13 protein-coding genes are annotated in these 10,824 nt (G+C 42.4%); 3 read left to right on the plus strand and 10 right to left on the minus strand.

Going from position 1 to position 10,824, the window contains the following annotated elements; all coding sequences use genetic code 11:
* The first annotated feature begins 166 nt into the window (after window positions 1-166).
* Window positions 167-1,141 carry a transposase gene (locus ABJL82_RS12320; protein WP_347274990.1) on the plus strand — a complete coding sequence of 325 codons (975 nt, stop codon included), beginning with the start codon at window positions 167-169 and terminating at the stop codon, window positions 1,139-1,141.
* 224 nt (window positions 1,142-1,365) lie between these two features.
* Window positions 1,366-1,989 (plus strand): peptidoglycan DD-metalloendopeptidase family protein, encoded by a 624-nt coding sequence (locus tag ABJL82_RS12325; RefSeq protein WP_347274991.1) that lies wholly within the window; start codon window positions 1,366-1,368, stop codon window positions 1,987-1,989.
* A gap of 46 nt (window positions 1,990-2,035) precedes the next feature.
* Here the strand turns inward: ABJL82_RS12325 and ABJL82_RS12330 are convergent, their stop codons facing one another.
* The 10 genes from ABJL82_RS12330 to ABJL82_RS12375 form a co-directional block, all read right to left on the minus strand.
* On the minus strand, window positions 2,036-2,935 hold the full coding sequence (locus ABJL82_RS12330; protein WP_347274992.1) for a F0F1 ATP synthase subunit gamma: 900 nt from the start codon (window positions 2,933-2,935) through the stop codon (window positions 2,036-2,038).
* The gene (locus ABJL82_RS12335; RefSeq protein ID WP_347274993.1) at window positions 2,922-4,472 is read right to left on the minus strand and encodes an alternate F1F0 ATPase, F1 subunit alpha; all 1,551 of its coding nucleotides are present in this window, start codon (window positions 4,470-4,472) and stop codon (window positions 2,922-2,924) included. The genes ABJL82_RS12330 and ABJL82_RS12335 overlap by 14 nt, the downstream gene beginning before the upstream one ends.
* 8 nt (window positions 4,473-4,480) lie before the next feature.
* On the minus strand, window positions 4,481-5,248 hold the full coding sequence (locus ABJL82_RS12340) for a hypothetical protein (RefSeq protein ID WP_347274994.1): 768 nt from the start codon (window positions 5,246-5,248) through the stop codon (window positions 4,481-4,483).
* A complete protein-coding gene (locus tag ABJL82_RS12345; RefSeq protein WP_099326714.1) occupies window positions 5,248-5,529 on the minus strand; it encodes a F0F1 ATP synthase subunit C in 282 nt (93 codons plus the stop codon). The genes ABJL82_RS12340 and ABJL82_RS12345 overlap by 1 nt, the downstream gene beginning before the upstream one ends.
* A 6-nt stretch (window positions 5,530-5,535) precedes the next feature.
* Window positions 5,536-6,246 carry a F0F1 ATP synthase subunit A gene (locus ABJL82_RS12350; RefSeq protein ID WP_347274996.1) on the minus strand — a complete coding sequence of 237 codons (711 nt, stop codon included), beginning with the start codon at window positions 6,244-6,246 and terminating at the stop codon, window positions 5,536-5,538.
* A 10-nt stretch (window positions 6,247-6,256) separates the two neighbouring features.
* On the minus strand, window positions 6,257-6,562 hold the full coding sequence (locus ABJL82_RS12355; protein WP_347274997.1) for an ATP synthase subunit I: 306 nt from the start codon (window positions 6,560-6,562) through the stop codon (window positions 6,257-6,259).
* A 299-nt stretch (window positions 6,563-6,861) separates the two neighbouring features.
* The gene (locus tag ABJL82_RS12360) at window positions 6,862-7,176 is read right to left on the minus strand and encodes an AtpZ/AtpI family protein (RefSeq protein ID WP_347274998.1); all 315 of its coding nucleotides are present in this window, start codon (window positions 7,174-7,176) and stop codon (window positions 6,862-6,864) included.
* Window positions 7,169-7,561, minus strand: a complete 393-nt coding sequence (locus ABJL82_RS12365) for a F0F1 ATP synthase subunit epsilon (protein ID WP_347274999.1) — start codon at window positions 7,559-7,561, stop codon at window positions 7,169-7,171. The genes ABJL82_RS12360 and ABJL82_RS12365 overlap by 8 nt, the downstream gene beginning before the upstream one ends.
* Entirely contained in the window at window positions 7,558-8,946 is a 1,389-nt protein-coding gene (gene atpD / locus ABJL82_RS12370) for a F0F1 ATP synthase subunit beta (protein ID WP_347275000.1), read from the minus strand. Before atpD ends, ABJL82_RS12365 begins: the two co-directional genes overlap by 4 nt.
* A gap of 267 nt (window positions 8,947-9,213) precedes the next feature.
* A complete protein-coding gene (locus tag ABJL82_RS12375) occupies window positions 9,214-9,375 on the minus strand; it encodes a hypothetical protein (RefSeq protein WP_347275001.1) in 162 nt (53 codons plus the stop codon).
* Window positions 9,376-9,638: 263 nt separating this feature from the next.
* Here ABJL82_RS12375 and ABJL82_RS12380 point away from each other — a divergent pair, with 263 nt between their 5' ends.
* The gene (locus tag ABJL82_RS12380; RefSeq protein ID WP_347275002.1) at window positions 9,639-10,748 is read left to right on the plus strand and encodes a site-2 protease family protein; all 1,110 of its coding nucleotides are present in this window, start codon (window positions 9,639-9,641) and stop codon (window positions 10,746-10,748) included.
* The last annotated feature ends 76 nt before the right edge of the window (window positions 10,749-10,824 follow it).

The raw sequence follows: 10,824 nt of genomic DNA on the forward strand, positions 1-10,824 counted from the left end.
ACAAAATTATGATTTAGATGGAAAAATTTTAACCTTTTCCTGATTTGTTTATAGATTGCTTTTGATTTACACACAATTTTCTTTGCGTTTTATTTTCATTGCTGATCACATTCTCGGACAGCCTGTTAACGATTGACAAATAACTTGTATCTGATATGATACCCGCATGGCAAGACCATTACGCATACAATATAAAAATGCATTATATCTTGTGACCTGCCAGGGTGACAAGCGTAAGGCAATATTCAGGGATGACCAGGATAAGAAACAGTTTCTTGAGTTGTTGAATGACGGCCTGAAAACCTATACTACCCTCCTGCATGGTTACGTTCTCATGGAGAATCATTTCCATCTGCTTTTAGAAACACCCCTCGCCAATCTCAGTGAATTTATGAAATGGATTAACATCACCTACACCGCATATTACAATAAAAGATACAAAAGGACAGGCCATTTGTATCAGGGGAGATACAAGAGCATTCTCCTGGAAAAGAAAGAGTATTTGGATATTGTGTCCCGATATATTCATTTAAACCCTGTCAATACAAGGCTGGGGAAAAAACTGCCGCTATCGGAAAAGAGAAATTATTTGAAGAACTATGCGTGGAGCAGCCTTTTAGGCACTATCGATCCTACCAAAAGAAATGGCATTGTAGCGTATGCCGGGGTACTTGCGCCGTATGGAGGGGACAACAAAAAAGGACGGCAATTGTATTGGGAGGCTATTTGCAGTGATTTGCCGGCAGGTATTGAAATAAAAGATATGGTTGTTGGAGGAAACATACTGGGGAGTACCGCGTTTATCAACAGGGTGAGAGATAAATATTTGCCGCTGAGATCACGTGAGATTTTACCTGCACGGCGGTTAAAAAACTATATCAGAAAAGAGACCATCATTAAAGCGCTCTGCAAAGAGACAAAGAAAAGTTTTGATGAAATAAAGAATGAACGGGGTGTAATACGGCAAATAGCCATGGACTTATTGTACCGTCTTGGCGGGCTAAGCGGAACGGAGATTGGAGAAATGATGGGGATTGGCTATAGCACGGTAAGCATGGAGAGAAAACGATTACGGGAAAGACTTAAAGGCAACAGGCATCTTTCCGGGATTATCAAAAGGATTGAAGCTTTCTTCCAATGAGGAAAAATTGACTCGTCTCCCTAAGCTGGCATAACCAGAATCAAACAAGCACGAAACAGTCCTCAGTCCTCAGTCTTCAATCTTCAATCGGCAATCCTTAATCGGCAATTTGCCGACTGCCGACTGTAGATTGTAGATTGTAGATTGTAGATTGCCGACTGCAAAAAGGTACTAATAAAGCAGCTCCCGATTACTTCTCCCGCACGACATTTCCAGACCGCATTATGATTATTGAAAAATCGCGATTCCATCAATTTATTATAAAACAAAATGATTTTGGCCGGTCAGGGTTTGAAAATTGGGTTTTTTACCCAGGCATGCTGTTTAACGATCTTCGTAAATGGTGGTCCGATACAGGTATTCGCCGCTCTCCTCACGAAGGAGTTGATTTCTGTTTTTACCGGGATACAACGGGAGGCATACGTACTATTGACTATAAAACAAAGATCCCGGCGCTCTATGATGGAAGGGTAGCGCATATCCACGATGATTTTCTGGGCAAATCTATCTATGTGCACCACAATACCTACGACGAGCGCGGGCATGCGCTTTTCACTGTATATGGACATACCATTCCAGTGAATGGCCTTAGTACAGGAGATATGGTGAGAGAGGGCAACATACTTGCAACCACCGCAAATGTGCAGGAACATACAAGGATTCTTCCCCATGTGCATATCACAGTGGCATGGATACCTGTATCTTTTCCCCATGAAAGACTTACCTGGAAAATGATAAATGATCCGCAGATAACCACCCTTTGCAATCCTCTGGAATTTATCGATTGCAAATTTACCGTTGAAAGGGAATGGGTCGATCTGGAGGATTATTTTCCGGCAAAAGACTGATTTTTGGCTTACCGAATCATTCCCCCATGTTACAAAAAGAAATGAATCAAAATTGTTTCCCTTCCGATTGCAATGCTTCAAAGCCCGCTACTATATCAAGAAGTTCTTCAGTGATAGAGGTTTGATACTGATGACGATAGGACATATTCAACTCTTCTATCGTTTCTTTTATATTTTTTTCTGCAGTTTGCATGGAAGAAAGCCGGCTTGCGTTTTCACTTGCCATAGACTCGGCAAGCGCCCGATAGAGTAAAACAAAAATATACTGGCGAACAAGCGTTGAGAAAAGTTTCCTCCTCTCCATTGTAAATGTGGGAATTATATGAGATGGCCACTTTTTCCTAGATAACGCATCCAACCATTCCTGATCCAGCGGCAAGAGATGCGCTGTTTGAGGTTTGCTGGAAGCGCTAGATAACAGTTTATGGTGAAACAAAATAACCTTTGTGATTTTCCCCTTCTCTTCCAAACTGTTAAGTGCCATTACAATTTTGTATCCGGTATCTACAAGCTCTGAATGGGATGCCGGCACAGGGAATATTTCTTCAACAGGATGCCCTCGTTCTTCGATAAGATCTGCTGCCCGCACTCCAATGCAGAGCAAAACATATCGTTCATGAGCAATGCTTTCACCGTACATGCTTTCCAGCGCATATGATGCTATCTGGCTATTGAATCCGCCACAAAGGCCATGGTCAGAACCGAATACCACGGCGCATCCTGCAGTTTTTTCCTTTCCGGATATTTTTGAAACAACTTCTCCCTCTCCTTTTTGGAGAACCACCTGAAGGCCCATTTCAATGGTTCGATAGTAACCGGAAACCGCTTCAACAGCTTCCTCATAATGGCGAACATTTATCGCAGCAAGCGTTTTCATCGTTTTTACTATGGCATGCAAATCTTCAGCGCTCTGAATTTTTCTCCTCAACCGTTCAAGTGTTAGCATCTAAATGCCCCTCTTCTTTTTCATCAATAACATTTCTTGCCAGAGAGACAATTTTATACTGGTCTTCGTCGCCGAGTGATTCACCTTTTTCAATCTTACTGCATACATCAGGCAATTTTTCTGTCACTTCTTTACTGATGGCAGATTCGGCTGCAGAAATAAGCTCTATGGGCGATTTATCCAATACGCCTTCCACTACCGCCATTAAAACAGCAATTTGCGCAGAAACCGGCACAGGTTGAAACTGCGGCTGTTTGAGAATCTCGCGGACACGTTTACCACGCTCAATAATTTTTCGGGTTGATTCATCAAGCCGCGTGCTGAAACGCGCAAACCTCTCCAGCTCCTCAAATTGAGAATAAGAAAGCCGTAAATCACTTGCTACCATCCTGTAAGACGGAAATTGTGCCTTGCCCCCGACTCTGGATACCGACTTCCCTACGTTTACAGCCGGCATAATCCCTTTCTGCGCAAGTTCCGGAGATAGATAAATCTGTCCGTCAGTGATAGAAATCAAATTTGTCGGAATATACGCCGAAATATTCTGCGCTTCCGTCTCAATAATAGGCAAAGAGGTCAAAGACCCTCCTCCAAGCTCTTTTTTCAGGTGTGTGGATCTTTCCAACAGGCGGGAATGAATATAAAAAATATCGCCGGGAAAAGCTTCCCTGCCAGGCGGCCTTCTCAGCAGGAGGGATAGTTCCCGGTATGCCCGTGCATGATTAGTTAAATCATCGTACACGATGAGCACATCCTTTCCCTTATACATGAAATATTCCGCCATGGCAGTGGCGGCATAGGGTGCGATATATTTCATTCCGGGAGTCGATTCACCGGCGGCAACCACGATAATTGTATTATCCAATACATCATTTTTCCGAAGATCCGCTATCAATTTTGCCACGGAAGAACTTCTTTGCCCTATTGCGCAGTAAACGCAAATAACCCCCTTATCTTTTTGATTGATAATCGTGTCCAGAGCAATCGTTGTCTTTCCTGTCTGGCGGTCGCCAAGAATGAGTTCTCTTTGCCCCCTTCCTATAGGGATCAATGCGTCTATCACCTTTATTCCTGTTTGCAGCGGTATATTTACCGGAGAACGGTCGACAATAGACGGCGCCTCTCTCTCTATAATCTGACGGTGAGTTGTTCGTACAGGGCCATAATTATCCAATGGCCTTCCCACTGCATCAACCACGCGCCCAAGCAGCATTTTGCCGACAGGCACATCTATGACCTTGCCTGTCCGCTGCACTTCGCTTCCCGCTTTTATATCATCATCTTCGTCGAGCAAAATGATCCCGGCTTCCCCCTGATCCAGGTTGAATACCAGGCCGGGAAGACCGCCGGAAAGAAGCACCATTTCTTCAGATTTAACATTCCATAAGCCATTTACCCGCGCAATTCCTTTTCCCACGTAGGTAACCGTGCCTGTTTCCCGTATTTCCAGTGGATATTCTTTTTTCTCCAAGATCTGTCCGAGGGCATCAAAGGCCTTGTTAATTTGTGTTTCCAGGAGATTTCCAGTAGTCGCCATAATTATGATTACCTCGCTAATTCTTCTTCCAGTGTTTTATCCACTTCTTCCTCAAGGAATTTAATGTAATCATCGAGGTTCCATCCGATCCTGTAGTTTTTTACCTTGAAGTCTATTCCACAGATATGGTCATGGGGAGATATATATTGAATTTCCAGTTTTTCGCCCATGACATTGCTGATTTCAGTGGTAATGATTTGTTGCTGTTCTGCAGGAATCTCAAACATACTGGTTATCACTGCCTGATAGTGTGATTGTTTTAAAATGTCTTTAATCTTGTTTTTCTCTGCGTTGCCAAGATTTCTGATTTTTTTAAGAAAGGTATCTGTCATATTTTTTTCAAGATCAGCGCTTGAAAGATCCGACAATATTTTTCTCAGAATAGCATATATCTGCGTTGTCGTTTTTTTTCGGAGATTTGCAAGAAACGTTTCTCTCTCTTCCTTCAAAGATTCATGCCATCGTTCTTTCAATTCTTCAACTTCCCTGCGCGCATTTTCAATAAGTTCCTTTTTCTGTGCTTCTGCTTCCAAACTTGCGCTGGTAAAGAGCTTTTCGCATCTTGCATCATTTTCCTTATTTTTTTGAAGATAAAGTTCTCTTTCGTTGTCTGCATCAATCATCTTCTGTTCCGCCGACTGCAATTTGGAAGTGATCTTTTCTTCTCTCGCATTCATAACCGAAATAATCCTTCCATAAAGAAAATGCTTCAGGAGAAAAACAAGAAGCAGGAAGTTAAATATCTGGGCAAATACGGTGAACCAATTAATAAGCATCACTGTCCCCCGGCTTTAGTTATCACATAATTCCAAAAAGGATTTGCAAAAATAACAATCATAGCTACAACAAAACAATAGATCGCAGTGGATTCTATCATAGCCATGCTGACAAACAACGTCCTCGTAATTGTATTTGCCTCGTCAGGCTGTTGTGCAATTGAACTGAGAGCCTGAGCCGCCGCACGAGCCTCTCCCAGCGCGGGGCCAATCGAACCAACCGCTATTGTAAAACCGGCGACAATAATAGAAACCATTCCAATCAGGCCAACATTATCCATGCTGTTTCACTCCTTTCCTTTTCCATATTTTTCTAATGTTTGTTCTTTTTCTTCATAAACACGCGTTGCAGAAGCGATATAAACGATAGAAAGAATAGCGAAAATGTACGCCTGTATTAACCCTGTCAGCAATCCCAACGCCTGCATGAGAATGGGGAAAAAAAGAGGCGCAATCGAAAGCAGGATTGCGATGATAACAGACCCGCTCATAACGTTTCCAAAAAGCCTGACTGCAAGCGCTATCGTACGGGATACTTCCCCCAAAATATTGAACGGCAACATGAATGGCGTGGGTTTCAAGTAATGTTTCAAATAACCTATAAAACCGCGTTTTGATATTCCGTAAAACTGCACTGCCACAAATACACAAATGGCAAGCGCTGCAGTGGTCGATAAGGAACCGGTGGGCGGTTGATACCCAGGAATAATACTCAAAATGACTGACACTGAAATGAACAAAAATAACGTTCCCACGATAGGCAAAAACCTGTCCGGTTCCTGATTGCTGATTGCCCGAATCTGTTTATTCATGCCTAATACAAGCGTTTCAAGAAGATTTTGCCAGCGGGATATCTTGCATTCTGTCGTCAATTTCCTCGTGCCAAACCATGACAGCGCAACAATCACCGCCATGGTAATCCAGGTATAGACGATGGTTGCATTTAATGCAATCGGCCCAATTTGAAGGACTATTATATTGTCAGGACTTATATTCACGCATTACCCACTATTTTGAATGGTATGTCATCTTCATCTTGGACCCTTCGGGAAGAAAACGTTTTACCAATACTCGTCGTACAATAAAGAATCCCACAAAACACACAAGTAATCGTTCCCAGCGACCATCCATGATGAAATAAAATGTAACCAGAACAATTGCCATGCGTACAATATAACTTAGCATAATCAGTGCGGATGGGTATTTTATTATTGGAAGATAATGTATGGTACTCCACATGCCGGCAAAATTCAGCAAACCTACCGCCATTCCAACTGCAAGTGCGGTGGCAAACGTAAATATATCATTTATCATGGTCATTATTTCCTTTGAAAATGGAAGAAACAACCCTGACAGGGTTTGGAACCCTGTCAGGGCTAATATACCAAGCTTGCAAATACTACGTTGTTTCGTAATACTTTAGTCTTTTGAAACAGGAAATTGTCATTTGTAGTGCGACGAACCTCGTCGCACTACATGGTAGAGACAGGTTTCAAACCTGTCTCTACTTAGATATCAAGTGAGGAACGAGCCGCAACCGTTTTTAACAAATGTTTCATTCCCACACTATGCGGGCAGTGCTAAGTATATTTAACAATAAAGCCAGGTTCACATTAATCATTTTTACCGTACATTTTCATCCAGCGCCACGCGTTCAGGCAACCAATTGCTATGCCAACACCGAGAAGCGTAAGCGTCCATGATATAGGCGATGGCCATTTTTTATCAATCCAGATACCCAGTGCTATGCCAAGTAATGTGGGAATAGTTATAGACCAGCCGATAATCCCCGACATCCCCATGCCAAACCAAAACGATTTGGACTTCGATTCTTTCCTGCCTTTTATTTTACGCGATTCTTTTTTTCCTACTTCCACAACAAACTTTTTTAATACATCATCCTCTTTCTTTTGTGCAGGGTCAACCATGTCTGCTTTCACCAAGTTCAATAAATTGCCGTACAAAATTAATCTCAAGTTTTGCCACAGCGGAGTGAGCGATTTTCTTTCGTTCATCTGCCGAACTAAATTTATTTTCCACCGTTTCTTTCAATTTCCCAAGGTCGGGGCCACGAGCGGCATTTCTGGTGGAAACGAGTACCTCGGCGCCACATTTTGTGAGAATCCCTTCGTCAATAGCAAGGAATACTTCGCGTCCTTCCTGCTCGTATATTAAAAGCCCCGGAACAAGAGCAGATACAAAATCTACATGGCGGGGCAGTAAGCAGAAATATCCATTATCCGCTTCCGCAACGACCTTTTCAACTTCTTCGTTTATAAATATTTCAGTAGGAAGCAGTACTTTTAATCTCATGGTTTCTTTGCTTCATCAATTCCGCCAATCATGTAAAGTGCGTTTTCCGGAAATGAATCGAACTCTCCATTCAAAATCCGTTCACATCCTTCCAATGCATCCTCAATCCCGACTGTTTTTCCTTTATGCCCGGTAAATTGCTCGGTCGTAAAAAAAGGTTGTGTAAAAAATCGCTCAAGCCTTCTGGCAAGATATACCGTCCTTCTGTCTTCCTGAGAAAGTTCTTCCAGACCCAGCATAGCGATAATATCTTTGAGTTCTTCATAGTTTGCCAATATTTTTAAAATTTCCCGTGCAATCTGATAATGTTTCTTCCCGACAATATGCGGCATAAGCATCTTTGACCCCGATTGCAACGGGTCAATTGCAGGATAAAGACCCTCGCTTGCTCTTTTTCGCGACAACACGATTGTGGCAGATAAATGACTAAACGTATGAACGGCAGAAGGATCGGTAAAATCATCCGCAGGCACATACACTGCCTGAACAGAAGTAATTGACCCCGAAGAGGTGCTGCAAATTCGTTCCTGTAGTTCTGAAAGTTCAGTTCCCAATGTAGGCTGATACCCTACGCGGGAAGGCAATTGCCCCAAAAGCCCCGACACCTCGGAACCTGCCTGTATAAAACGAAAAATATTATCTATCAGGAGCAGCACATCCTGTTTTTCTTCATCCCGAAAATATTCAGCCATTCGAAGCGCCGCATGCCCTATACGAAATCTCGCGCCTGGCGGTTCATTCATTTGCCCAAAGAGCATTACCGTATTATCCAAAACCCCGGCAGTTTTAATCTCCCGAAAAAGTTCCTCAGCCTCACGGCACCGTTCACCTATACCGCAAAAGAAGCTTATTCCACCGTAAATACCCATGACTTTATGAATTATTTCAGTAATAAGCACTGTCTTTCCAACCCCGGCGCCTCCGAAAAGCCCGGCTTTTCCTCCTCTCTCAAGAGGCGCAAGCACATCGATTGCTTTAATTCCCGTACTGAAAATCTCTGTAGAAACGGAACGGCTGGACAGTGAAATCGTTGGCTGGTATATGGACTTCCACACAACATCCCGAAGAGGTTCTCCATTATCAATAGTTTCACCAAAAACATTAAACATTCTCCCAAGTAATTCTTTTCCCAAGGGTACCCTTAACGTTTGTTCCATGTCGGTCAATATAAACCCCCGGTATAATCCCCCTGTGGGAGTTAGCGCTATTCCACGAACAGTTTCATGATCAAGATGAATCACTACTTCGATTACGTATTTTACATTTCCCAATTCTCCCCTGAGTTCATTATGAATAGGAGGGACTCTTCCTGGAAAGCGAACGTCCACAATACTCCCCCTTATCGATACAATCTCACCTTTATTGATTTCTTTTTGTCGTAACATGGGATGCATACTCATTTATTATCGTATTACTTGTTGAAATACTGGTCTATCTGAATACGGACAGGCCGCTCCTACGGAGCTATTTATCCTATTGAATTTTATTGCGCTACAAACAGACTGCCCCTAACGGGGCTACATGGTATTTTTTCTATCCCGTGAATTTTTCAAAAAGCTAAAATGTTACTACATTTTAGCTTTTTGAAAAATTCAGAAGGCTTAAAATAAACATAGAATACGTTTTTCACAAGACTAAATTGGTTCCATTTTTCAATAAACACGAATAGTAGAAGACGCCTTTGTAACCATATGTAACGGCGATTCATACGTCGCCGCTATACCGCTGATAACGGCGTTATTGCCGTGTTTATTAATAAAACGAAGCTGTTGAGAAAAATCAGTATAGGTCAAAAGAAAATTCAATGCAAGCATAATACACATGCACATTGCTTACAAGACAAGCGGTTAAAATATTTTGTAACACTTTAGTTTTTTGAAAAACGTGAGAGCGAGAGACGAGGCACGAGAGACGAAGGATGAGAGACGAAGGATGTCCGTCGTCCTCAGTAGTTTATATTACGCTGAATAGTTGCCATGATGTTAAAATTACTATAGCATTTAACATTGAAAAGATTAAAGATACTGTAAGCGTATTTTGGGTTGAATAATTTAAGAACAGATGAAAGGAGAAAAACATGAACGGATCACTACAGGGGGCCTGGAAGATAGGTACGGTAATGGGTATTCCAATAAGAGTGCATTTTACGTGGTTTATCGTATTCGGTTTGATTACATGGTCTCTGTCAACTCTATACTTTCCAAAGGCAGCTCCTGACCTGCCTGTGACATCTTACTGGATAAAAGGCGCCCTTGCAGCCCTTCTACTTTTCGCCTCCGTTGCCTTTCACGAACTGGCCCATTGCGTTGTGGCAAAGAGGTACAAAATTTCCATAGGAAGCATTACACTCTTTATCTTTGGTGGAGTTTCCAGGATGAAAAATGAACCTCCCCACCCAAGGGCTGAATTGAATATTGCTATTGCAGGGCCTCTTTCCAGTTTTTTTTTGTACGCTTTGTTTTACTTTATTTCTATGGGCGTATTAGGAAGCATGAAGGCGCTTTTTATATATCTGGCACAGATTAATCTGATTCTTGGGATATTTAATCTCATTCCGGGTTTCCCTTTGGATGGCGGAAGGGTTTTGAGAGCCATTTTATGGAGTAAGAATAAGAACTTCTTTTCTGCGACGCAAAAGGCAGCCGGCGTCGGGAGGAAGATTGCCCTGTTTTTTGTCTTTTTCGGGTTGTTTTCTCTTTTTACAGGAGTGCCGGGTGGTCTGTGGCTGATGCTTATTGGTTGGTTTCTCTTTACGGCAGCCCAGGCAAGTTATCAGCAGTCAACGCTTCAGGAATCACTTTTTGGTGTTAAGGTCAAAGATATAATGGCGAGGGACCTGATTACCGTAAGTCCTTCTCTTAGCCTCGATGAAATTGTGAATAGCTACTTCCTGAGATATGGCTATGGAGGTTTCCCTGTAGTGGATGATGGAAAATATCTTGGTATAATAACTCTAAAAGAAATAAAAGGCATACCTAAAAACGCTTTCGAAGACACAATGGTTGGAGAAGTTTATCTGAAACATAAAAAACAATGGGAAATATCTGCCGAAGAGGAGGCAATAAAAGCCCTTGAATCGATGCTGCGGGAAGATACAGGGAGGTTGGTTGTGAAGAAAGGGGAATTTATACAGGGTCTCATTACCAGGAACGGCATTGCCCGTTATGTCCAAATTGCCGGGAAATGATAAGGTCTATTGATATTCTGCCTTAGGCACCTGCAATCATACCGGCAGCAAAGAATAACCGGAACATTTGCATCCG

The sequence above is a fragment of the Candidatus Kuenenia sp. genome, assembly GCF_039794105.1.
In the GTDB taxonomy this organism is placed as follows: domain Bacteria; phylum Planctomycetota; class Brocadiia; order Brocadiales; family Brocadiaceae; genus Kuenenia.

Coding starts and splice junctions, on each gene's coding strand:
- ABJL82_RS12320 (WP_347274990.1), top strand. CDS start 167: ATGGCAAGACCATTACGCATACAATATAAAAATGCATTATATCTTGTG.
- ABJL82_RS12325 (WP_347274991.1), top strand. CDS start 1,366: ATGATTATTGAAAAATCGCGATTCCATCAATTTATTATAAAACAAAAT.
- ABJL82_RS12330 (WP_347274992.1), bottom strand. CDS start 2,935: ATGCTAACACTTGAACGGTTGAGGAGAAAAATTCAGAGCGCTGAAGAT.
- ABJL82_RS12335 (WP_347274993.1), bottom strand. CDS start 4,472: ATGGCGACTACTGGAAATCTCCTGGAAACACAAATTAACAAGGCCTTT.
- ABJL82_RS12340 (WP_347274994.1), bottom strand. CDS start 5,248: ATGCTTATTAATTGGTTCACCGTATTTGCCCAGATATTTAACTTCCTG.
- ABJL82_RS12345 (WP_099326714.1), bottom strand. CDS start 5,529: ATGGATAATGTTGGCCTGATTGGAATGGTTTCTATTATTGTCGCCGGT.
- ABJL82_RS12355 (WP_347274997.1), bottom strand. CDS start 6,562: ATGATAAATGATATATTTACGTTTGCCACCGCACTTGCAGTTGGAATG.
- ABJL82_RS12360 (WP_347274998.1), bottom strand. CDS start 7,176: ATGGTTGACCCTGCACAAAAGAAAGAGGATGATGTATTAAAAAAGTTT.
- ABJL82_RS12365 (WP_347274999.1), bottom strand. CDS start 7,561: ATGAGATTAAAAGTACTGCTTCCTACTGAAATATTTATAAACGAAGAA.
- atpD (WP_347275000.1), bottom strand. CDS start 8,946: ATGTTACGACAAAAAGAAATCAATAAAGGTGAGATTGTATCGATAAGG.
- ABJL82_RS12375 (WP_347275001.1), bottom strand. CDS start 9,375: ATGCTTGCATTGAATTTTCTTTTGACCTATACTGATTTTTCTCAACAG.
- ABJL82_RS12380 (WP_347275002.1), top strand. CDS start 9,639: ATGAACGGATCACTACAGGGGGCCTGGAAGATAGGTACGGTAATGGGT.